The sequence below is a fragment of the Gloeocapsopsis sp. IPPAS B-1203 genome (genome assembly GCF_002749975.1).
Taxonomy (GTDB): domain Bacteria; phylum Cyanobacteriota; class Cyanobacteriia; order Cyanobacteriales; family Chroococcidiopsidaceae; genus Gloeocapsopsis.
The window spans coordinates 72,278-94,014 of record NZ_PEIG01000013.1 but is presented as its reverse complement, the minus strand read 5'-3'; the positions used below and the strand labels follow the sequence as shown (position 1 = coordinate 94,014).

Sequence of the window (21,737 nt, the reverse complement as noted above, 5' to 3'; positions counted from 1 at the left end):
GTTTAGAGCTTTGAGAAATTAACGAGATGTGAGGCGATCGCTCCCTATTTTGCTATCAAAGAAAAACTTGGGTTTGTATTGCTGTTGGAGTAAGTCAACGCAGCATTTCCAAAGCCGCCCAAAGCGGTCAACTGCACGATCGAGCCATCGCTATATTAAATTGCTATATTAAACAGACCTCCTCCATCAAGTGCATTGCCTGTTAGAAGCCAGTCCCATGCTCATGAAATTTCTGTGTTTTAGCTCTTAAGGGGAGGGTTTATTCCTGTCCATTCGGTTAGGTTTGATGGAAGATGGTTTCCACGCCAACGCCGAACGCCAACGCTCTGAATGACGTGGAACTAAAATCCGCACGTCAGGGTCGGGTAGCCCAATCTCGGCTTCTTTGAGTGCCGCCACGATCGCTTGTCTAACTTGAGAACTGGTTGCTACAAAGTCTGATCGGCGAGAGTCTGTCCAGAACCGAGCTTCAATGATAATGTCATCTTGTCCTAGCTCCTGAACTCGAACAGAGGGGGCGGGTTCTTCCAGCACGCCATTAGTTGCTTGAGCAGCTTTTTGAATCACGCCGATCGCTTTTTGAAGATCGCTATCATAGCCAATAAAAAGCGCCACACTGCCTCGACGAATCGGAGCCGCCGTGTTATTGATAATGCGCGAGGTAAATACTTCAGCATTGGGCACCAGTACCACCCGACCATCATAGGTGCGAAGTTGCGTTGCTCTTAGATCAATCCGTTCGACATTACCTTCTGTTTCCCCCACGATAATTTGATCGCCTAACTCAAACGGACGCAATACCAGAATCAAAAGACCGCTAATGAAATTAGAGAGAATGTCTTTAAGTGCAAACCCCAGTGCCAAACTGGTCAACCCTAAACCTGTGGCAACTGCTTGCGGGTCAAACCCAAAGGCATCGAGTGCCACGATGAAGCCTAAGATCCAAACCGCATAGTAAGCGACCTGCTTAATCAAATTCTCAATGGTGAGGTCTTCCACAATGCGACGAAAGATGATCCGCATCAACCAACGAACGAAGGTAGCGATCGCCCAAAACAATCCAATCACCAACAGAGCAGCGAGGGCGCGTGGAATAATCACAATGGCAGATTCAATCAGTCGTCCAAAAGCTGTTTCGATCGATGCTTGGACTTCTGCGATAAAGCGTCCTCCTGGAGAAAGGCGGCGTTCGCTGGCGCGTTTTAAGGCTGTGTCAATCGCTTGTGACCACTGCGTCGCCAGCACACTCACCGTTGTTAGGTTATCTTGAGCATCGGTTTCTGTCACCGTCACTACTGGCACACCGGCGATCGTAATTACACGATCAGTATTATTTGCGTTCGTAGGTTCAATCCGAGGTGGTGCAATTGCCTCAGGATTTTCCAACAAGCGATTCATGCGACGCTCAATCTGCCGGACGCGTACTGCCGCATCCAATTTTCCAACTTCCCCTACTCGGAATACTGCTTGTCCGTCCAGACGCACTGTTACTTGTTCTGCCTGAGCAACAGCACTAGGAAGAAATAGCAGAATCACCAGCACGGTGGCAACTGATCGCAGCAATAATCGTTTTGTAGAGGCGTTCACGAGGCTTCTGATACTGGTATGAATCAATTACGCTCCTTGTTAAACAAGCGATGACTTAGTAAGGAGAAAAATGCGTAGGAGTGACTAACACTTTATCCACGCGATTGCCATCCATATCCACTACTTCAAAGCGTAGTCCTTGCCATTCAAAATGGTCGGCAGAGGTAGGAATACGACCCAGATGAGCAATTATAAAACCACCTAGGGTCTGGTAATGTCCTCTTCTAATTCCAGGTAAATCATCAAGACTCAACACTTGTTGGAACTCATCAATCGACAACATACCATCTAATAGCCATGAACCATCGTCACGCCTAATTGCCTGGGGTTCATTCTGTTCTCCAGCGGATGGAATATCCCCTACAATCGCCTCCAAAATATCGTTCAGTGTAACTAATCCTTGCACTACATCATATTCATCTACCACTAGCGCCATGTGCATTTCTGTTTGCTTAAACATCTCCAGCACCTTCAGCGCCCACAAACTTTCAGGGATAAATAACGGTCGCTGTAAGAAGTTCGTTAAATTAGTTGAGGGTTCTGCGGTACGATGAACGTACAAATCCTTAATCAGTACAATACCCAAAACTTCATCTAAGCTACCTTGACATACGGGAAAACGAGAGTGAATACTGCTGGCAATCTTTTGATGATTTTGCTCGAACGACTCTTTCAAATCTAGCCAGACAATCCGGCTGCGCGGTGTCATAATAGCGCTGACGGGCAAATCATCTAGGCGAAATACTCGCTCTACAATATCTTGCTCTGCTGGCTTAAAGGTGCCGATCTCGGTGCCCTGACGGATGAGCAGCCGGATTTCATCCTCGGTAACTGGCGGCTCCTCAGAGGCGCGAACTCCTAATAATTTTACAACGGCTTGGGTGGAAACGCTTAATACACGTACAATCGGTGCAGTCACTTTAGATAACAATTGCATCGGTTGAGCCACTTTGGAGGCGATGCCTTCTGGATTGTTCAAAGCTACCTCTTTGGGTACCAATTCGCCAATCACTAGCGACAAATACGTGATACCGATCACTACAATGCCAAATGCCAGCGCATCGCTGTAGGGAACAAGCACAGGAACTAAACGTAAAGCTTCTGCCAATTTTTCGGCGATTGTAGCTCCACCAAACGCTCCTGCCAGAATACCCACCAGCGTGATGCCAATTTGTACCGTTGCGAGAAAGCGGCTGGGTGAGTTGGCTAGCTTTAAGGCGGCACGTGCTCCCGATTTTCCTTGACTAACCTGCTGTTGCAAGCGAGCTTTTCGGGCAGAGACAATGGCGATTTCTGACATGGCAAACACACCATTGCCAATAATGAGCAGCAGAATGAGCAGAATTTCCAAGACTATACCTGTCATGAGCGATCGCCTGGGTTAGTCAACACCCCGCATTAGAAGCCGTTGTGGTAAATTGTGCCTCTATCACAAGTTAGGATTTTTGTTTTTTGTCCTATATTCTTTGTTTTTTGCTTTTTGTAATGAACTAAATCGTGTCCTAAGGAGGATGAATTTGCGGCAGTAGTTCAGTGATGTGCGGGCATTCTGTAAATAATCAGCAAACAAGCATCAGCCCAAAGGAAGATTGTGCGGTGGGGTTTAGGAAAATGGCTCGGCTTAGTCATTTTTATCGCTTCTCTCTACATCATTTGGCAGATTCGACAGATTCTGCTGCTGATTTTTGCCACTGTCGTCTTAGTAACTGCCCTAAATTTACTGGTTCGCATATTGTAGATAATAGGTATCAAAAAACGGAGCATTGCGATCCAACACTTGGTGAAATATCCTAGGGAAGGACGTAATGTTTATTACAGTCTGGTTGATCATCATAGTTATTAGCCTTTATCAAAAGCTTTCAAAGCATTTGAAAGAGGTGAAGGATGAAAAAGCAGAATAGATTATGTGCAAAAGCTTGGCTTTACTGTGTTAGCAATTTGTGGACTAAGGCAATTGCGTTTTGTAGCATTCCGTTGGCAGAGGGCAATGCTGGTCGTGCATATACCAAAGCGATCGCTTCTTATCTTCACTATTAAAAGGGAGTTTCTAAATCCTACTCGTCTTCCTAAGGTTGGGCTAATTCTTTCAGTTATAACGCAAGGTGGGGGATGAATGAGTTCTTGACAGTGCTGGCATTTGCTGCATTACCTGCACTCGGCAACTTTGCGGGTGGGATACTAGCAGAATTTATTATTGCGTCTGATCGCGCTCTTAGTTTGGCACTTCATGCTGCAACAGGAGTTGTGGTAGCGGTTATCTCCCTCGAACTGATTCCAGCATCTCTCCGAGTGGATGCACCCTTGATGACCGTCCTCTCCTTTGTGGCAGGTGGTCTTTTCTTCATTGTGGTGGATCAGGTTACGCAACTAGTTAAAACTCGGTTTGGCAGCGGTGATATAGATGTTGGAGCCTCGATGATTTTTCTAGGAGTGGTGGTGGATCTATTTACCGATGGGGTGATGATTGGGACAGGTTCAACTATAGCCACTGAGTTAGGGTTACTTCTCGCATTAGGTCAGGTTCCAGCAGATGTGCCGGAAGGACTTGCTACCATTATTGCCTTTAAGCGACAAGGTGTCCCTCGTCGCAGACGGTTCCAAATTGCGGCCGCTTTTGCGATTCCAATCTTCTTAGGAGCAACCATCGGCTATTGGTTGATACGTGGACAATCTGAGCTAGTTAAGATGGCACTGTTGACCTTTACGGCCGGAATACTCACGACCCTGGTTGTGGAGGAAATTATCCCAGAAGCCCATCAAGACGGTGAAGCCCGATTTGCAACGCTGCTCTTTTTAGGTGGTTTTGCGCTATTCGGATTGTTGTCAGTGTTTCTAGAATAATTCTGCCTTTACTGCATCAGGATTACGACCACAATCACTAGATAAACTGCCAACAAAATACTGCCTGCAATTCGATCCAAAAAACCTTTTGGGATTGCCAGCAAGATAACGAATAGTAGTGATGCCAGCATGAGAAGGAGGGAAAGGTGTAAATTTGTCGCATCTAGCACTTGCAGCGGACGAGCAATCGCAGCCGTACCCAGCGTCATGGTGACGTTATAGGCAAAAGAGCCAACGACTCCCGCAACCACCACTTCAGAAATGCCCCGCCTCGATGATGACCAAGTCAGGACAACCAATTCAAACGCGGTAGCAAACCCAACTAGCGTCAGTCCCAGCTTTGTTTGTGTTTCCTCAACATTACTAATCTGACGAACCGCCTCAACTAGCAGGATTGCTCCAATTGCCATTGCGATCACCCCAGCTATAACCAGGAGTAGTTCTTTGCTGATACGAGACTGAATGTTACCCCCTTCAGCGTTCGCCAGTTTTGCCTGTGCTTCCTCAAGTTCCTCAGTTTCGCCTAGCGTCGGGGGATGACGTTCTACAATCCAGATTATCGCCACGTAAAGGATGTATAGTCCGACCAGTAATGCGCCTTCTAAGCGATCAACCTGTCCATTCCACACAAATGCAGTTGCGATCGCTCCAATCGGCACACTGAATAGAGCGTAGCGTCTGACATGCTTTCCGAAAGGCAAGGGTGCAATGACTGCCCCAACTCCCAGTGCTACCAAACAAATTGCAATATTAGCCCCAATTACATCTCCAAAGGCAATTCCCGGCACATCTTTCACAGCCGCCGCTACCGCTGTCGCCAATTCTTCGGGTTCTGCCCCTGCCAGTAGCAAACTTAATGCAAACATGCTCACACGCAGCCGAACAGCCGCCATGCCTAAATGCTCGGCAAAGGTCTCTGCCCCCCAGACGATCGCTGCCACACTTGCCAGGATGACCAAAATCCATAGAACAATCACAATCGCGTCTCCCTTCTAGCTCAAATATCAAAATCTTTGTTCTACTTGTTCTGCGTCTAAAACAAGGCTTATCCCTCTGTAACTTCAGACCACTCAATTTCAGTCACTACTGCCGTTGCTTCGACTTCTTCCACAAAATACTTCCACAAAATAGGCTAAATGCAACACCTGTTACAATTAGCCTCAAGCTTGCCACACTTCCAGCTTGAATGCAACACCTGTTACAATTAGCTCATGTCAAGCCAAGCCTGGAATTTATTGATTTATCGAGTTCCCTCGCAACCCTCAACTCAAAGGGTATATGTGTGGCGCAAGCTCAAGGGCTGGGGTGGGCTGTATTTACAGCAGTCTGTCTGTGTTTTGCCACATCGAGAGAACTTGCAGCAGCAGTTGGAGAAACTGAGAGCCGAAATTGCCTCTGGCAACGGAGAGGCAGATTTACTTACGGTTCAAATTGAGGATGAAGCGCAAAACGCAAGGCTGATCGGGCGGTTTCAGCAACAGGTAGAGGAGGAGTATCGGGAGTTTCTAGGGCGTTGCCGAGACTTTCACAAAGAACTGGATCACGAGCGGGGGATTCGCAATCTGACGTTTGCTGAGTTGGATGAAAATGAGGCGGAGTTGGCAAAGTTGAGATCATGGCTGCCCAAAATACGGGAACGTGATTTCTTTGAAGCCTCCGGTTACTCAACTGCTCTCGATGCATTTGATGCTTGTGAACAAGACTTCCAGAACTTCAGCCAGCAGGTGTACGAAGCCCAAGAGTTTGGCATAACAGATGAGCTAGAGGGGAAATTTCCCTAGCTATCTTTTCCTAAGAGAACTAACTTACCTTGTCAATTTACGGGTTTGGCGGTATAAAGAAATTATGGCAATAGAGCTTGCCAAAACCGCTGTCAGATCGATTGGCTGATAGCTGATGGCTCCTACTTTCCGCTTTCGCTTCAGGAGAGTAGGGCTATGTGCAGAAATACAGCATTGGCATCTCTCCTGAAACCGCGAAAAGGACTTCTGCTTCAACGTGGCTTTAGGTGTGCTGTATGGTTATTAATCCACTTACTTTAATCCCCTTCCAGGTTTTGGGTTTGTTGACTCAGCATAACCCAGCGATGAGTGCGCCAATTGCCGTTGGTCTAGGGGCAATTCCAGGGGCGCTGAGTCGTTACTACCTCACGGTGTTGTGCAGCCAGTGGTTCGGAATCAGTTTTCCCTTTGGAACATTTTTCATTAACCTCTCTGGAGCGCTGCTGATGGGCTTTTTTGCCGGGTTAGGAATCGAGCAAGTGATCGGCTCTCCAGAACTGCAACTCCTAATTACAACTGGCTTTCTTGGCTCCTATACGACATTCTCGACCTATGCGCTTGACACCTCTGTTTTGATGCGGGGCAGAGATCGGGCCAAGATGTTGTTTTACTGGGCAGGAAGTGTTGCGTTGGGCGGCATCTGTTTGGAGATCGGCATCGCACTGGCGAAACTGGTGCATGACGGGGGAAGTTGAGATGAGTTGGCTGGCAAAAAGTGGAGCGGGAATCCGGTTCATCCTGCGGTCGAGTAATGCCAATGTGCGAGTGCCTTTAGCGATTAGTTTTGGGGCGATCGCAGGAGCCTTGAGCCGATATTACCTGACGCTGGGCTTAAACCAGTGGCTTGGAACCGCTTTTCCGTTTGGTACGTTTGTCATCAACGTATCAGGCGCTTTTCTAATGGGCTTTTTCACCCACCTTGCAATAGAGCGACGTTTGATCTCACCCGATCTGCGATTGATCATTGCAGTCGGTTTTCTAGGGTCATACACCACGTTTTCTACTTATGAATTGGATGCAGACAAACTACTGACAGTGAGGCAGTGGGAGATGCCGCTGTATTGGATTGGCACCGCTTTTCTGGGAGTGCTGTGTTTGGAATTCGGAAGTTTTCTAGCGCGGAGGTTGCCATGAGTAACTGGGAACGACTCACAATTTACGTCAATGAATCTGATCATTGGCAGGGGAACCTTTGTTTCTAGCGATTGTTGAAACCGCACGACAGCATCAACTTTTAGGTGCGACAGTCACACGAGGAGTAGAAGGATACGGTGTACAGCAGGGTGGGCGAATCTACACCGACCGCATGATGGAACTAGCAGATTTGCCGATGGTCGTAACAATCATCGACAAGGCAGAGGCGATCGCCCAATTTCTCCCCATCGTACAGGCTGTGTCGTAAGCGATCGAGTAACGGTGTTGATTCCACTCGAACGAGAATTGATGATTTGTTTTGGTAGTCATTTTTATTTTCTCCAGTTTGAATTGATTAATCTCTGAGTAATCGCAATCCACTCAACGTTACGGTCACGGTCGAGCCTTCATGCCCCAACACACCAAACGGTAGGGTAATATTGCCTGCAAAGTTTGCGATCAATAGAATCACCACAAAACTGAGGGCAAACACAATGTTTTGCTTGACCACTCCTTGAGCGCGGCGACCCAGGCGAATCGCATGTTCTAATCTCTCCAGGCGATCTGCTATCAAGACAATATCTGCCGTTTCTAATGCCACGTCACTGCCCGCAGCTCCCAATCGCAATGCCAACAGATGCTTGAGCTAAGGTGGGTGCATCATTGATACCGTCTCCCACCATTGCGACTGCCTGATACTGCTTCTGAAGTTTGCGAATGACATCCACTTTCTCTTCGGGTAAGAGTTCTGCGTAAACCTGATCGACTCCAACCTGTTGAGCGATGCTATGAGCCGTGCGGGAGTTATCTCCGGTTAGCATCACAATCTGCTCAATTCCCAGCCGTTTCAATCGGGCGATCGCCTGTGCTGCTGCGGGTCGTACCGTATCTGCCACCGCAATGATGCCTAAGATTTCTCCAGCGTAGGCAACCCAAACCACCGTTTTGCCATCAGCTTCCCACTGTTGGCTCTGCTCTATCAGGGGTTTGGCAACATCATTCACCTGCACCTGGACAAACGCAGCTTTACCCACGATCGCCCTGTGACCATCTATTTCTCCAGTGATCCCCTGTCCCGCTTGGGCTTGAACGTTCACAGCTCTTGCCCAGGTCAGGTTCTGTTGGCGGACGAACTGAGCAATCGCCTGATTTACGCAAATTTTCATCGTCCTGGAGAAGGAAAGAAGCATTATCAATGACAATAGTTCAGCAGACTGTACTTGGAACTACTGCAATATGCACATTCTCAATTCACTACTTCTGTTTGTTCTGTCGGGTCTCTTTGAAATCGGAGGCGGCTATTTAGTCTGGCTGTGGTTGCGTGAAGGTAAAAGCCTTTGGTTAGTGCTATGCGGGGCTGTTTTGCTCACAACTTATGGTTTTGTTGCCACCCTTCAACCCGCCAACTTTGGTCGGGCTTATGCCGCTTACGGCGGAGTTTTCATTATCCTTTCCATTCTTTGGGGATGGAAAATTGACAACGTTATGCCCGATCGCCTGGACTGGCTCGGAGCTGCCATTGTTCTGGTCGGTGTATTAGTGATGATGTATGCACCTAGAACCTAGCTATTGTGGTCATTCGGACAGCGGCAGACTATCTGGCTGATTGCTACTGTTTCCACGAGGCGTGAGCGTCTGCTCACCCACCTTACTCACAAAGTTTAATGGCTGAACTTAATCAATGTGCGCTAATTTGTGAAATTATGAAAGAAATATGAAAAGAAGAGATCATGGATTTGAGTCTCAAACGGCGATCGCTCATCGGTGGTGGCATATTAGGTTTTGGGACATTGCTGAGTAAGCTTTTGCCCAGTAGTGCCTTTGCTCAAACTCCTACTTCTGCGGACACTAGTACACCTTCAGGTCATTCTGTGCCAGTGCATGGAGGCAGTATGACGATGGGAGATGTAGACAATTCCCGCAATGGGTTTGATCCACAAAATATCTTGACGGATTGGGAAGTAGGAAAAGTTTCACAATTGCCTAATGGCAAGACATTGCGAGAGTTTGAAATATCAATTGCAGAACAGGAGGTTGAGATTGCCCCTGGAGTCGTTTATCCTGCCTGGACGTACAATGGGCGCGTTCCGGGTCCAACGCTGCGAGTCACGGAAGGAGATCGCGTCCGAATTCGCTTCAAAAATCCAGGTGTTCATCCACACACGCTGCATTTTCACGGCATTCATTCAGCACGGCAAGATGGTGTTCCTGGTACGCTTGAAGCATTTCCGGAGCAGGAAGTGGTTTATGAGTTTGATGCCAAACCCTTTGGCTGTCACCTCTATCACTGTCACTCTGCTCCGTTCAAACGGCACCTGCACAAGGGACTCTACGGCGCGTTTATTATCGACCCTGATCCTAAACAACATCCTGACCAACAAGAAAAAGCCCAGTCTCGGTTACTCGGTAGTCCGCAGAACGCCAAGTGGCAAGAGTTTCTCATGGTGATGAACGCATTTGACACCAATTTTGACGAGGAGAACGAATTCTATGCGGTCAATACGATTCCGCATGAGTTTATGAAACGCCCGATTCAGATTGAGCGCGATCGCCCAGTACGAGTGTATTTGATCAATGTCACTGAGTTTGACCCGATCAATTCCTTCCATCTCCACGGAAACTTTTTTGATTACTACGACCACGGAACCACGTTAATACCAACGTTGCGAACAGTTGATACTATCATGCAATGCCAAGCCCAGCGAGGCATTTTGGAGTTTACATTTCAGAAGCATGAACTGGGCATTTATATGTTCCACGCTCACCAGTCAGAATTTTTGGAACTCGGTTGGATGAGTGCATTTGAGGTGGTGGCATGAGAAAGACGTTGCTTTGGATCATCTTGCCGCTCGTTGCACTGGCGCTCGCGATTGGAGTATTTCTTTCTAGCAATCCACTTGAACCATTAGGAGTTTCAGCCCCTCCAATTGAGAAGCTTACAGTAGAGCGAACTTTGCTAGGCGATCAAGGTATCTCTTTATTAGTGAGAACCAGCGGCTCAGAACCGATGCAAATCGCCCAAATTCAGGTTGACGGAGCCTACTGGCAATTTACCCAAACGCCACCTGGAGAATTACCCCGATTGCAAACGGCTTGGATTAAATTGCCTTACCCCTGGGTGCGCGATGAGGCGCATCACATTCGGTTCATCACCGATACGGGAATCGGGTTTGATCATGAGATTGCTGTTGCCGTACCAACGCCCCAATTTTCGTTGATTCGCATTTTGGCGTATGCGCTGCTGGGGTTATATATAGGAGTCATGCCTGTAACTCTAGGAATGCTGTTCTACCCAGCTTTAAAACAATTAGGCGGACAGGGAATGAAGTTCATTTTGGCGCTGACCGTCGGCATGCTGGCATTTCTTCTCGTAGACACATTGGAAGAAGGATTAGAACTTGCAACGAAGTCAGCAAGTGCTTTCTCTGCTAGTGCGCTTGTTTGGCTTGTTGCTATCACCTCGTTTCTTGCGATTTTTGCGATCGGCAGACAAGGTGGCAAGTCTCCAGAAGGGAAGGCACTTGCAAGTTATTTGGCATTAGGAATTGGCTGGCATAACCTGGGAGAGGGATTGGCAGTCGGCACTGCCTTTGCCGCTGGAGAAGCAGCACTGGGTTCGTTGCTCGTCGTTGGGTTCACCCTGCATAACATTACAGAGGGAATCGGCATTGCTGCGCCTCTGGTTGATGCACGCCCTAAATTCACGACGTTCCTCAGTTTAATTGCCTTAGCAGGACTGCCTGCTGTTATTGGCACTTGGATTGGAGCCTTTACCTTTTCACCTCACTGGGCAGCAGTTTTCTTAGGCATTGGAGTCGGAGCAATCTTGCAAGTGATGGTGGAGGTTGGAGCATACTTGATACGCACTGCTCATCGATCAGGTAGTAACTGGCTCTCTACTGTCAGTCTAATTGGATTTAGTTTAGGTTTAGCCATCATGTATGGAACTGCACTTCTCGTCAATTTCTAATGTATGAATCGCCGCGCTTTCTTTAGATGGATAGGACTGGGATGGCTAACCAGCACATTGCTACCGATTCTGGTAGCCTGTGGCTTCAAACGCATTGCTGCCAATTCACGATCGGATGGCTTTGTGGTAGTTGGCAACGTGTCTGAGTTAGATCAATCCGCAGGCAAACTGCAAGTTCAAGTCGGTAATACTCGGCTCATCGTAGTGGGTAGTGCTTCTCACCCCCAGACAATTGTGGTACTCAATCCCACCTGTCCCCACGCTGGATGCATTGTGAAGTGGAAAGATAATCAGAGCCAGTTTGTCTGCCCCTGTCATGGATCTGAATTTGATTCGCGTGGACAAGTCACTCAAGGTCCAGCCACGAGAGATTTAGTAAGTTACTCCATTAAAGTTGAAAATCAATCAATTCTTGTCAAGCTGAATTAAAATTGCTAAGTTTCACTGCATTATACTTATTAGGTGATGCGAATTCGTTTCTTTAAGAAAATTGCCATCAATTAACCTAAGGTGGGCTAGTGTTGACGTTTGGTCTAGGAAGATCGAGTTTACAGCTTTCATTTACAGTAATTCTATTAAGAACATTCAGGTTAGATCGCACCGCATTCAGAAAGTACGCTGTTATCTCTTAGATAAATTTTCAACACTTGAGAGTTAGTCGCTGTTATAGTGGAACTGAATGGTTAGCAACTGTTGCAACCTTGATTAAAGATGGTTCTATGCAAGATTAGAACAGAGCCAAATTAAAATTCTGTGTGATAGAGGCGAAATGATTTACAGAGTCAAGCAATTGAGTATGGTTCTGATCGCCCTAATATCGATCGCTGGGATTTCCCTGAGTACTCAGGAAACTCAGGCTGCGGAATCAACCCAGGCTGAAAATTTGTTCAGTCAGGCTTCAACACAGTTGGAGCGGGGAAACTTTCAAGGAGCGATTCAGGATTTTAGCCAAGTGATAAAGCTTAATCCCGATTATATGGAAGCCTACTGTGAGCGTGGTCTTGCTTATGCATTTTTGGGAGACTATCAAGAAGCAATTAAGGGATTTCGTCAAGCCATTGAAATTGATCCAAACCATGTTGATGCTTACGCTCGCTGGGGGACTGCTCTGGCGAGTGTTGGGGATTTACAAGGGGCAATTGAAAAGTTTGATGAAACTCTAAGACTTGCTCCCACTTTTCTTGATGCTTACTACAACCGAGGTTTGGCTCACTACAGTCTTAATAACCATGAACAAGCTGTTGAGGATTTTACACAGGTCATCCAGCTTGAGCCAGCGCTGGCTCAAGCATACGGTCGTCGAGGTCTTGCTTACTATGCTTTGAGCAATCGTTCCGCAGCCATTTCAGATTTACAGCAAGCGGCTACTCTCTTTCAGCAGCAAGGCGATCGGGTTGGCTACCAACAAACACTTGATTTAATTCAGATTATTCAATGATAACTAGAAAAACCAACTGACTAAGCAGTTAAAACCAGGCATTACTGAACTGATCAGTTCATCCTAACGGTATAGAGTCCTTACAGGCTTTAGGACCGCATTCTCGCGACGGTAAACCTCAATCACCTAGGGGTCATATAGAAATAACTTCACACTTTTCAGCTATAAGTTTGCCGCAGTTTTTTGGAAGTTGATGGCAGACAAGTTGGTGCATCAGTGCCAGTGCCCAGAGTACCGACAGCCTGATGAGCATCCCAATAAAGTGTTGGGGAGCATGTCACTTTTGCAAATAGGTAGGATTTAGGAGAAGATAGGGGATAAAATTAGAGGGAGTGGGGATGAATTTAGAGAAAGCGCAAGCAATTAAGGCACATGTAGATGCAATTGCCGCACTCCTATACGAGGAGGCAAATCAGGAAGAGTTGAAAACTCTGGCAGGAATAGAGAAATCTGTACGCGACTTGGCACTGGAGCATGTAATGCCTCACATGGGGATTTTTTTATCGAAACAGTCACAGGTACAGCAGTTGGACGAAAGCGACAGATAAAGAGTATCTTGGGAAAGCTTCCGCTCACGCGCATCCAAGCAAAACGACTTGAAGTAAAATCCCACACAAGATTAAGTCCATATCTTGAGAGTTGCTGTGTGCGTTCAAGTGCAAATGTATCTTACGAAGATGCGGCACGAGATGTACAAGAATATACAGGCATAAAAGTATCTGCAAAAACCCAACAAAGATTGGTACATCGGCAAGAGTTCCGGCTGCCCCAGGTGAAGGCAGAAGTGGAAGAATTGAGCATCGATGGTGGAAAGGTTCGACTTCGTACCGAATTGGGATATGCTTGTGTATGGCGAGATTATAAAGCAGTAAGTCTTCATAGTCACGCTACCGGAGCATGGTTCTATGATAATCAAGGACTGACTAACTGGGTAAGGTCTGTGCCGCTTTCTCCAGTTATTACCTGTCTTGGAGATGGACATGATGGGATCTGGAATATAATCGCAGCGATCGCTCCTAAACAACAACGAAGAGAAATTTTGGACTGGTATCATCTCAAACAAAACCTCTACAAGGTCAATGCTGCCTACAAGCGACTGAGGCTTTGTGAAGTATTGCTTTGGTGTGGGGATGTAGATGCTGCAAGTGCGCTGTTCACAAAGAGCAACCGTAAGACAGCCCAGAAGTTTTGCGCCTACCTGAACCCTCTTTTGTTACTATAGGAGGAAGAAAAACAAGAGAGAAAAGCTGAATTCTAGATAGAGAGTATGGTTGAGCCGCGTAAGCCACAAGCAACAGTTGGATTTGTGGATGAATATTGCCAAACATATCAAAACTTGTTCAGCGATGTCAGGAACTATGAATACTTCAAGTTCCTACACATGGGGATGATTAGCGAGCTATCACGTAAATCTTTACCAGAAATTGCGCGAATAGTTGGATTGAAAGATGGGCAAGGATTGCATCATTTGTTGCGGGATGCAGTGTGGGATGTTAAAGCACTTCAAGAGATGCGATTATGGTTGACTTTAGTAACAATTGGGGAGCGATCAATTACATTGTGCATTGATGAAACCGGAGATAAAAAGAAGGGAACAGCAACTGATTATGTAGCTAAACAATATATTGGTAACTTAGGAAAAGTGGAGAATGGTATTGTCTCGGTTAATGCCTATGCAGTCATTGATAATATGACTTATCCATTAATGTTTAAAGTTTTTAAACCTCGGACTCGACTGAAATCAGGAGACCAATACAAAACTAAGCCGCAACTAGCACTAGAAATTACTCAAGAACTGATTGATTACGGATTTAACATTGAACTAGTATTAGCAGATAGTTTGTATGGGGAAAGTACAGAGTTAGTCCTCGCTTTAGTTGAGTTGAAACTACCTTTTATCGTAGCTATTCGTAGCAATCATGTAGTTTGGCTTTCCCCAGGAGAGAGTTCGTTACAACCGTTGGTTTGCCTATGAGCAGAGCCTTTCTCACCGTCCCCCAGAAACCCGCTACATCCGTGAAATTATCTTTGGTAAGCGTCGGCATCTGAGGTATTTTGAAATTACAAAAGATGATACTATTCCTGAGTCGGCAGATACTTGGTTTATCATGACTAATTTACCTGGTAAAATTCAACAAATTCTAGGTAATCTCTATAGCTTGAGAACTTGGATTGAGTATAGCTTCAAACAGGTAAAAAATCAGTTAGGGTGGGCAGATTTTCGGCTCACAGATTATCACAGTATTGAGCGGTGGTGGGAAATCGTTTTTAGCGCTTACCTCTTGGTTACTTTGCAAGCGTTACAGTTTAAATCATCAACCGCTAATTCTGGAACTAATACCAACTCAAATGCACAAAGCTATTCTAGCTTTACTGGTAAGAGTGAAGAAATTACTCAACACCTGAATGGGAATCAGGTGTTAACTGGAAGAGTTCTTTAAACAACTTAAGACTAATTATCCAACCTTATATATTCTGGTATTTAGTTGAGCCTTGGCTACGAGTATTCCGAATACCTGGACTGAAAAGAGGGCTATTCAAGTTGATAGGAAATATGAACAGCTTCCGAGGTTATTCTATAGATTATGCTATGGCAAGTTAGGTATATATCTTAGTTTTTAGTTTATTAAAGTAACAAAAGAGGGCTGAAGAAACACTGCCACCGCATCGTCAACTATCAACACTTCCACGCCCAAAAAGTCTCTGTTGCAACAGGACGAGTGGAATCAGCAGTGAAGCAACTTGATAGAAGGCTTCAAATCTCTGGTGCTCAATGGCTTGAGCAAAACGTTCCCCAGGTCTTGGCGCAACGATGTGCATACCTTAATGGGATGCTTTCTTCTTGACTCGCTTGCAAAAGTGACTTGCTCCCAAGTGTTGCATTACCGATTGAATGTATTTCTCAGTTATTTGAACGAGTACCAAAGGCGTTGTTACGTGGCATTGGGCAGCGTCAAAAGCATTTATCTAAGCTACTATTTCGACGTTGCTTCTGGGACGAGTGTTGTTCTGCTCTCTACAGTTATTTTTGGCATTGTTCTACTTTCGACAAACTTCAAACAACGCCGAAAGCGCAAAATCTCTGATTCACATTTATTATAGAAGCTGTTCCTAATTAGATTTGTAACTTCTCATCCACAAAACCACGATCTATGTCTGAATGTATTTAGGTACAAATACTTCACTACACTTTGATTCTAAATGGGTAATGAGATAATACCACGCATTCATTCCAAGTGAATAATATCTCTTATATTGAACCAGTTGTACCGATGAATACTATACGGTAAACCTATCAACAGAATCAGGAACAGAATAGAAAGAACAATCCCTAACGGTAAACCAACTGTAAATGTTGAACCTAAAAATGTTAGAAAAAAAGTAGATGGAATCATGCCAAGCAATGTTGCAGTAGCATAAATTGGCAATGAGAGTCCTGTGATACCGGCTCCATAGCTAATCAGATCAAATGATAACACTGGAAGTAGGCGTGTGATGAAGATCACCCAACCAAGATAAACTTCCCCTCGATTTTTAGAGAAGTAGATGAGTTTCCCTGTTAGCGCATGGACAGCCGATCGCCCTAGTGTATAGGCAATAAAGTATGCCAGCAAACCACCTAAGAAACCGCCAATGACACTATAAATTCCTGCCAAAATTGGACCCCAGATCATCCCAGCCACAACCGCAAGTGGGGCACTTGGAATCGGGCTGATCACAACAGATAGCGTCAGAATACCCGTGTAAACCAGTACTCCCAGCCATCCCCAACGTTGAGTCGCTTGTTTCAGCCCTTCAGCAGAAAATAGATCGAACTCCGGTCGAATCCAGAGCCACCCGCAAATTAGTAGATACAACAGCAGGATGGTCAGGGCAATGGTATTCTGACGGTTGAGAAGGTGCTGCTTTTTTCGTCGCTTGCGCTTCATAAAAGATTAAAAGGTACTGACCATCTCGGCACTTTGGTCAACAAGCAATGTAAGCATCATGCAACGCATCGTTTCCTCACAATTACTAACTTAGTTCATTCCATGTTTTACCACCGTCCTGTGATTGGAAAACAATATTGTTCTCATTAATAGCGTAGAAAATCTGTGCATTACTGGAAGCAACAGCTAGATACAAAACTGTGCCCTCTAGTCCATTGCTGCTCCAAAGCTCCCAGGTTTGTCCATTGTCCACGCTGCGGTATAGTCCAGTATTGGCAGGAGAGACGCGATATCCAAACATCACCGTCCTGTCGCCATCTGCTTGCAGTGCTAATCCTACTATTGGAGCAGTAGCTGTGCTGGGAATGAGTGACCACGTTTTGCCCGCATCTTGACTTTCATATAGCCCGGCTTGTGTTGTCGCTACCACTCGCTCTGCATTGAGAGGATCAACTTTAAGGCTAAACGGCATTGCCTCTAAACCATTTGCAGGCTGCTGTACCCAGGTTTGACCAGCATCGTGCGATACAAAGAAGCCTCGTTCTCCAGATGTGGCTAGACCGTAAATGATGTCAGGGCGGCTAGGTGCGATCGCCATTGCATGAAAATCTACTCCTGACATGGAAACTTCTTGCCAATCTACTCCTTGATTTCGGCTCACTTGAAACCCCAAGTTGCCACCTTCTGGTGGATGGCCACTGGCATAGAAGCGATTTGCGTCAGTTGGGTGAGCGATGAAACCCATGTAATCGTACCGTTCTTTTACCCAATACCATCGACCTGTCTCAGATCGCTTTAGAAGACCATTATGACTGGCAACATAGATAATTTGAAAACTATCAGGGCTGACGGTTAATCCATGAATGTGATTGTTTGCCTGCCAGTTCTCTGCTGGTTTTAGAGACGCTTCTGAAGTAGTGGGCGCTAGTAAGTTATCCGTTTGGTTGGATGGCGATTGAGATGCAGCACTGGACAAATTGCTTCTGGTAGGCTGGCTGGTACGACTAAATAACCAGGCTGCACCTCCTAAGGCTATGAAAAATACGATTGCAGGGACAGCGTAAGCTAACCATTTTGCAGCCTTTCCCTGGTTTGAATTTGACTGACTCATAATGTTCTGGTAGTTTCCTGGTTATTGCCTCATGCCCATCATGCTACTGCAAGGGGTCACTATACGGCTTATCAAAGTTTGAGGTTGGAAGTGATTGACATTCCAGACGCTTAACAGGGCAATCGCCATTCCTGCACCGACGAGGGTATCTTTGAGCCGTTGTTTTCGTCTCTCCGCTTGGAAGTGTTTCAACCGGATCTCCTGCACCGCTTGTTCTATGTATTTGGGCGGAATATTGGCGGCTGCTCCAGCTTGAATTAATTCCTCTAACGAGTACCCCTGCACTGCTTGGGCATATAAGCGAGCGGCACGGGCAAACACCTCTGGGGCGATCGCTTCAGGAATTCGAGAATCTGAATTGTTCATAGCACAGTCTGAATTCAGGAAATAAAGGGAAGAATGTCTGCCAAGACAAAAATTCCCTATGTGTCAAGTCCATCCTAAACTCTCCATTAAGCTATGGAGTCAAGTGGAATGACTTATATAATGTGTGAGTTACACGCGCAATTGAGCCAGTTGCTCGTCCCGATTAAGCAATTTACTGGCAGGTAACAAAGATCGTCGGTGTGATGAAGCAGATATTGAATCCTTGTCCATTTGGTTCATCATTAGAAGTATCGCAAGCGGACAGGCTGCTAGCAACTGCAGTGGTAATGCCCTCAGCGTCAGTTGCGGTACTAACACAGCAATTGCAATGCCGACGGCTACCTGCCCCACCAACACTTTCCAGTCAAAACACATGCCAAGGAAATTGACTTTTGTTTTCAGCGTGTTGCTCTTGTCAGAGATAGAGATGATCTTATTGTCCTGGCATTGGGTTCATCCAGCCCTGTCCTGAAGGGCTATTCTGCTGCCCCATCATCCCAGACATATTGTCATTGCCCATCATGTTGTGCATCATGCTCATCATAGAGTTGCACTGAGCAATCATTTGCCTCATTTGTTCTTCTGTTGGGGCTGTCTGCGTTTGATTTGTATCAGAAGGCGTTGCAGGCTGCCTTTGAGCAATAGTAGAGGTTGTTTGATTGTGCTCATGAGCGATCGCCGGAAGTACGGTTACTCCCAACATGGCTAAACCAACTACAATTCCACTGGTAATAAGTCGAGTACGTTTCATAGTATTCATTCAATGTTCAATCAACAATTCGTCAACATCTCGATGACTATTGCTATGCTAGAGTCTCTAGTCGGCTATAGAGTCAAGTCATCGACAACATTTTCTTACGCGGTCAATAACGTCCTAGAGTGAAATAGCTTTACTACTCTCTGATCGCTCACTTCACTTGCAACTTTCGTCAAGGAAAAAATTTGAATCATTTTTTGAGCGATGCATAGCGATCCTCCAACGCTAGGTTAGAAACAAAGGGCGTCCAGCCTGACTTTACTGTTGATGATAGCCATAAGGACTTATTGAGGTGTACTATGTCAAATTCCCAAACCGTCATCCGCTCCTTTCACTGGCTGAATTCACCCGAATGGAATGTAGCTATATTTTCATTTCTCCTGTCTTTCTTCTGGGAGGTTCAGCAAATGCCGTTCTATCAAGTCCCATCTGAGCTTTCCTGCTTTGGGATGATCAGAAATTGCACACTGGCTACAGTAGGTGATGTTGGAATTGTGCTTACTTCCTTTTGGGTGGTTGCAGCCACATCAAAGTCACGCCAATGGGTTCGTCAACCCAGTCTAAGGCAAATCAGCGTATTTACACTTGTAGGAGTTCTAATTACAGTTATTTTTGAAGACCTAGCAACAAGATGGTTGGGTATTTGGACTTACGCCGATTTCATGCCAACAGTTCCAATTTTGGGTACTGGATTACTGCCACTGTTGATGTGGCTACTAATCCCACCTTTAACAATTTGGTTCGTCAAACGCCAACTTTGTCATGTCAGATGAGCCATGTGGTGCTCAAAAAGCCTTGACTCTATAGTTAACTATAGAGTTTAGACTAGAAATGCGGCGGGGCATTTTGCTCCAGATTCAACGGGACTGCCATGAGAAGACTGAGCCAAAACCGATTGCCAGAGAAACTGCTCAAGATTGGAGAGCTGGCAGAGCAGAGCGATGTTGCAGTAGGAACTATTCGCTATTACGAAACATTGGGGTTGATTGAACCGACCCACAGAAGCGAAAGTGGCTATCGTTATTACACTACTGATGCGATTAAGCGCGTGCAGTTTATCAAGAAGGCGCAATCTCTCCAGTTTTCCCTGTCCGAAATTCAGCAGATTTTGGGTGTTCGACATCAAGGCGATCCAGCTTGCCCACTAGTGCGAGACCTATTAAACCGAAAAATTGCTGAGTTGGACGCGCAACTCGATCGCATCAAGACGCTTAAGGTCGAGCTAGAAATATATCGCGATCGCTGGGCAGATCGCCCGTTCGATGATCCTTACAGCCAAGAGCTTTGCAGCATGATTGAAGAAGTGGCTGAGCATGTACTTTCTAACGATTAACATTTGACATCATCTCTTGAATAATTCTTTAACAACAAAACGAACATTTTCTAAACAGCAAAACCTTTGAGGATTATTGACTTCACAACCACAGCACAACCACAGCGTTTGGTTTTGATATCATCCATGATGGCGACGATCGCACTGCTCTTACCACGCTGTTGAATCTCTTCATTAATTCGCTGACGGCTCCAACCAAAACAGTAACAAACTGGAACAGTATCTTTTTGATCTTTCTGAAACACAGAAACTTTCACATCAGCCGTTGTAAATTCTTGTCCCGCTTCTGAAAAGTAGACTATTGAACACTCAGCGTGAGCACAAAAAAAATACGGCGGCTGTGGGTCTAACTGTTCCAATGCTATGGGCTGAAGCAAGCTTTTGCGTAATGAGTTTAACAGGCTTCCCCTTGCTACCATCATCAGGACACATCAATTTGTCAGAAGGCGTGGCTACATTAGGAGTTGGACAACAACAATCGTGCATCTTACAAATCCTGTTAATTTCCTAATCTTTGCATTGGCAGTGGCGACGATCGCATCAATAAGGCTGTTTTAGGTTTCACAGTTTCCTCCAATGTCGCTGGTCTCGATCGTTCAATTAGTCTACAAACTATCCCGTTACAGTGGGTTTCAGTTGGCACAACCGATGCATCCGCAAGCAAGGCTTCAATCTGCTCATATCGACTGGCTAAGTCTTGGCGAAACGCCAGCATCGCTTGAATCCGACGATCTAATTCATCGAGGTGTTGCTTCACCATGCGCTTGAGATCATTACAAGGAGGCGTTCCACGGGACCTAATCTCGATCAATTGTTCGATTTCATCCAGCGATAGCCCAAACTGCTTAGCTTTTTGAATAAAGCGCAGTCGTTCTTCATCCTCTGCGGTATAAAGGCGATAGTGCGATGCGGTACGTTTGGGTGGTTTAAGCAGTCCCAGTCGTTCATAATATCGAATCGTCTGGGTAGGCAGATGCACTCGCTGACTCAATTCCCCGATCAATAAACCTTCTTTCATGATTCCATTAACACTCCTTAGGTAGGAAAGAAATCGTTTCCCTCCTGCTTGCATACTCTATCGTTGTCCAATGCCAGCCGCGATTAGTGCTTCACGGGAAATCGGCTGCTGATTTTGACAACACTCTGTTAGTTTGCCATTAACCACAACTGCTGGAACCCGATGAATCCCGTATTGATTGGCTTTCTCACGGCATTTGTGGGTTGAATACCCTTCACGCAAATCCCACACCTGAATCTCACAGCTTTCACACGCTAACGATTGCACCAATTTGACGGTTTCATCACACAGCGGGCAAGCTGCTGTAAAGACTTCAACTAAATGCTTAGTCATCTCAAACTTCTCCTAAGTGCTAACCCCAGCGTAAACCTTATACTTGACTTCAATGTCAAGGGGTAACTGTAAGCGGTTGCCGTCAGTCGATAGTTATTTCATTGCAGTTTTATTTTTCTGCATTAGACATAGATTATAG

26 protein-coding genes, 4 pseudogenes and 1 riboswitch are annotated in these 21,737 nt (G+C 45.8%); of the genes and pseudogenes, 17 read left to right on the top strand and 13 right to left on the bottom strand.

Translation table 11 applies throughout. From position 1 onward, the window contains the following. Positions 1–246: 246 nt before the first annotated feature. Both CSQ79_RS20575 and CSQ79_RS20570 read right to left on the bottom strand, forming a co-directional pair. Complete coding sequence (locus tag CSQ79_RS20575) at positions 247–1,587, bottom strand: mechanosensitive ion channel family protein (RefSeq protein ID WP_099703005.1); 1,341 nt, start codon at positions 1,585–1,587, stop codon at positions 247–249. Between the two features lie 55 nt (positions 1,588–1,642). Continuing rightward, on the bottom strand, positions 1,643–2,953 hold the full coding sequence (locus tag CSQ79_RS20570; RefSeq protein WP_099703004.1) for a hemolysin family protein: 1,311 nt from the start codon (positions 2,951–2,953) through the stop codon (positions 1,643–1,645). 518 nt (positions 2,954–3,471) lie between these two features. On the opposite strand from CSQ79_RS20570, the gene CSQ79_RS28235 reads away from it, so the two are divergent. Together CSQ79_RS28235 and CSQ79_RS20560 are read left to right on the top strand one after the other, a co-directional pair. Next, a complete protein-coding gene (locus CSQ79_RS28235) occupies positions 3,472–3,624 on the top strand; it encodes a hypothetical protein (protein WP_289501382.1) in 153 nt (50 codons plus the stop codon). A 72-nt stretch (positions 3,625–3,696) separates the two neighbouring features. Beyond that, complete coding sequence (locus tag CSQ79_RS20560; protein WP_099703002.1) at positions 3,697–4,428, top strand: ZIP family metal transporter; 732 nt, start codon at positions 3,697–3,699, stop codon at positions 4,426–4,428. Between the two features lie 8 nt (positions 4,429–4,436). On the opposite strand, the gene CSQ79_RS20555 is transcribed toward CSQ79_RS20560, so the two are convergent. Continuing rightward, positions 4,437–5,405: a sodium:calcium antiporter gene (locus tag CSQ79_RS20555; protein WP_099703001.1), complete on the bottom strand. Its 969-nt coding sequence runs from the start codon at positions 5,403–5,405 to the stop codon at positions 4,437–4,439. Positions 5,406–5,639: 234 nt separating this feature from the next. Between CSQ79_RS20555 and CSQ79_RS20550 the strand changes: the two genes are divergently transcribed. The 4 genes from CSQ79_RS20550 (at position 5,640) to CSQ79_RS20535 (ending at position 7,611) form a co-directional block, all read left to right on the top strand. Next, positions 5,640–6,209 (top strand): Chromate resistance protein ChrB, encoded by a 570-nt coding sequence (locus CSQ79_RS20550; protein WP_099703000.1) that lies wholly within the window; start codon positions 5,640–5,642, stop codon positions 6,207–6,209. Between the two features lie 57 nt (positions 6,210–6,266). Beyond that, a riboswitch (Fluoride riboswitch) is annotated at positions 6,267–6,341 on the top strand. Between the two features lie 104 nt (positions 6,342–6,445). Continuing rightward, positions 6,446–6,904: a fluoride efflux transporter CrcB gene (crcB, locus tag CSQ79_RS20545; RefSeq protein WP_289501381.1), complete on the top strand. Its 459-nt coding sequence runs from the start codon at positions 6,446–6,448 to the stop codon at positions 6,902–6,904. Then, a complete protein-coding gene (crcB, locus tag CSQ79_RS20540) occupies positions 6,888–7,343 on the top strand; it encodes a fluoride efflux transporter CrcB (protein ID WP_289501380.1) in 456 nt (151 codons plus the stop codon). Before crcB (CSQ79_RS20545) ends, crcB (CSQ79_RS20540) begins: the two co-directional genes overlap by 17 nt. Before the next feature lie 43 nt (positions 7,344–7,386). Beyond that, positions 7,387–7,611 carry a DUF190 domain-containing protein gene (locus CSQ79_RS20535; RefSeq protein WP_289501379.1) on the top strand — a complete coding sequence of 75 codons (225 nt, stop codon included), beginning with the start codon at positions 7,387–7,389 and terminating at the stop codon, positions 7,609–7,611. A gap of 87 nt (positions 7,612–7,698) precedes the next feature. Here CSQ79_RS20535 and CSQ79_RS20530 read toward each other — a convergent pair. After that, positions 7,699–8,497, bottom strand: a pseudogene (locus CSQ79_RS20530) (heavy metal translocating P-type ATPase); the annotation flags it as partial. Positions 8,498–8,579: 82 nt separating this feature from the next. Between CSQ79_RS20530 and CSQ79_RS20525 the strand changes: the two are divergent. From CSQ79_RS20525 to CSQ79_RS20505, 5 genes are all read left to right on the top strand, one after another. Then, positions 8,580–8,909 carry a YnfA family protein gene (locus tag CSQ79_RS20525; RefSeq protein ID WP_099702999.1) on the top strand — a complete coding sequence of 110 codons (330 nt, stop codon included), beginning with the start codon at positions 8,580–8,582 and terminating at the stop codon, positions 8,907–8,909. A 164-nt stretch (positions 8,910–9,073) separates the two neighbouring features. Further along, entirely contained in the window at positions 9,074–10,162 is a 1,089-nt protein-coding gene (locus CSQ79_RS20520) for a multicopper oxidase domain-containing protein (RefSeq protein WP_099702998.1), read from the top strand. After that, on the top strand, positions 10,159–11,313 hold the full coding sequence (locus tag CSQ79_RS20515) for a ZIP family metal transporter (protein WP_099702997.1): 1,155 nt from the start codon (positions 10,159–10,161) through the stop codon (positions 11,311–11,313). The genes CSQ79_RS20520 and CSQ79_RS20515 overlap by 4 nt, the downstream gene beginning before the upstream one ends. A 3-nt stretch (positions 11,314–11,316) precedes the next feature. Beyond that, positions 11,317–11,742 (top strand): QcrA and Rieske domain-containing protein, encoded by a 426-nt coding sequence (locus tag CSQ79_RS20510; protein ID WP_099702996.1) that lies wholly within the window; start codon positions 11,317–11,319, stop codon positions 11,740–11,742. A 340-nt stretch (positions 11,743–12,082) separates the two neighbouring features. Continuing rightward, complete coding sequence (locus CSQ79_RS20505; protein ID WP_099702995.1) at positions 12,083–12,751, top strand: tetratricopeptide repeat protein; 669 nt, start codon at positions 12,083–12,085, stop codon at positions 12,749–12,751. Positions 12,752–12,909: 158 nt separating this feature from the next. Here the strand turns inward: CSQ79_RS20505 and CSQ79_RS28225 are convergent, their stop codons facing one another. Continuing rightward, positions 12,910–13,032, bottom strand: coding sequence for a hypothetical protein (locus CSQ79_RS28225; RefSeq protein ID WP_289501376.1), 123 nt, complete (start codon positions 13,030–13,032; stop codon positions 12,910–12,912). A 57-nt stretch (positions 13,033–13,089) separates the two neighbouring features. Between CSQ79_RS28225 and CSQ79_RS20500 the strand changes: the two genes are divergently transcribed. The 4 genes and pseudogenes from CSQ79_RS20500 to CSQ79_RS28210 all read left to right on the top strand — a co-directional run. Continuing rightward, the gene (locus tag CSQ79_RS20500; protein ID WP_099702994.1) at positions 13,090–13,299 is read left to right on the top strand and encodes a hypothetical protein; all 210 of its coding nucleotides are present in this window, start codon (positions 13,090–13,092) and stop codon (positions 13,297–13,299) included. 98 nt (positions 13,300–13,397) lie between these two features. Beyond that, the gene (locus CSQ79_RS20495; protein ID WP_099702993.1) at positions 13,398–13,973 is read left to right on the top strand and encodes a hypothetical protein; all 576 of its coding nucleotides are present in this window, start codon (positions 13,398–13,400) and stop codon (positions 13,971–13,973) included. A gap of 45 nt (positions 13,974–14,018) precedes the next feature. Beyond that, positions 14,019–15,353, top strand: a pseudogene (locus CSQ79_RS29010) (IS701 family transposase). Between the two features lie 43 nt (positions 15,354–15,396). Beyond that, positions 15,397–15,597, top strand: a pseudogene (locus tag CSQ79_RS28210) (ISKra4 family transposase); the annotation flags it as partial. Positions 15,598–15,978: 381 nt separating this feature from the next. On the opposite strand, the gene CSQ79_RS20480 reads toward CSQ79_RS28210, so the two are convergent. The 5 genes from CSQ79_RS20480 to CSQ79_RS20460 all read right to left on the bottom strand — a co-directional run bounded on the left by CSQ79_RS20480 (position 15,979) and on the right by CSQ79_RS20460 (position 18,908). Then, complete coding sequence (locus CSQ79_RS20480; protein ID WP_099702992.1) at positions 15,979–16,680, bottom strand: TVP38/TMEM64 family protein; 702 nt, start codon at positions 16,678–16,680, stop codon at positions 15,979–15,981. Positions 16,681–16,765: 85 nt separating this feature from the next. Continuing rightward, positions 16,766–17,791: a F510_1955 family glycosylhydrolase gene (locus CSQ79_RS20475; RefSeq protein WP_099702991.1), complete on the bottom strand. Its 1,026-nt coding sequence runs from the start codon at positions 17,789–17,791 to the stop codon at positions 16,766–16,768. Positions 17,792–17,812: 21 nt separating this feature from the next. After that, positions 17,813–18,157: a hypothetical protein gene (locus CSQ79_RS20470; protein WP_099702990.1), complete on the bottom strand. Its 345-nt coding sequence runs from the start codon at positions 18,155–18,157 to the stop codon at positions 17,813–17,815. A 129-nt stretch (positions 18,158–18,286) separates the two neighbouring features. Continuing rightward, positions 18,287–18,508 carry a DUF2933 domain-containing protein gene (locus CSQ79_RS20465; RefSeq protein WP_289501373.1) on the bottom strand — a complete coding sequence of 74 codons (222 nt, stop codon included), beginning with the start codon at positions 18,506–18,508 and terminating at the stop codon, positions 18,287–18,289. A gap of 82 nt (positions 18,509–18,590) precedes the next feature. After that, positions 18,591–18,908, bottom strand: coding sequence for a hypothetical protein (locus tag CSQ79_RS20460; protein ID WP_099702988.1), 318 nt, complete (start codon positions 18,906–18,908; stop codon positions 18,591–18,593). Between the two features lie 305 nt (positions 18,909–19,213). Here CSQ79_RS20460 and CSQ79_RS20455 point away from each other — a divergent pair, with 305 nt between their 5' ends. Continuing rightward, the gene (locus CSQ79_RS20455) at positions 19,214–19,687 is read left to right on the top strand and encodes a hypothetical protein (protein WP_099702987.1); all 474 of its coding nucleotides are present in this window, start codon (positions 19,214–19,216) and stop codon (positions 19,685–19,687) included. Between the two features lie 98 nt (positions 19,688–19,785). Beyond that, positions 19,786–20,247, top strand: coding sequence for a heavy metal-responsive transcriptional regulator (locus CSQ79_RS20450; protein WP_099702986.1), 462 nt, complete (start codon positions 19,786–19,788; stop codon positions 20,245–20,247). Between the two features lie 9 nt (positions 20,248–20,256). On the opposite strand, the pseudogene CSQ79_RS20445 reads toward CSQ79_RS20450, so the two are convergent. From CSQ79_RS20445 to CSQ79_RS20435, 3 genes and pseudogenes are all read right to left on the bottom strand, one after another. Then, a pseudogene (locus tag CSQ79_RS20445) lies at positions 20,257–20,733 on the bottom strand (putative iron-sulfur cluster-binding metallochaperone). Between the two features lie 13 nt (positions 20,734–20,746). Further along, on the bottom strand, positions 20,747–21,265 hold the full coding sequence (locus tag CSQ79_RS20440) for a heavy metal-responsive transcriptional regulator (RefSeq protein WP_099702985.1): 519 nt from the start codon (positions 21,263–21,265) through the stop codon (positions 20,747–20,749). 57 nt (positions 21,266–21,322) lie between these two features. Further along, positions 21,323–21,598 carry a thioredoxin family protein gene (locus tag CSQ79_RS20435; protein WP_099702984.1) on the bottom strand — a complete coding sequence of 92 codons (276 nt, stop codon included), beginning with the start codon at positions 21,596–21,598 and terminating at the stop codon, positions 21,323–21,325. Positions 21,599–21,737: the final 139 nt, after the last annotated feature.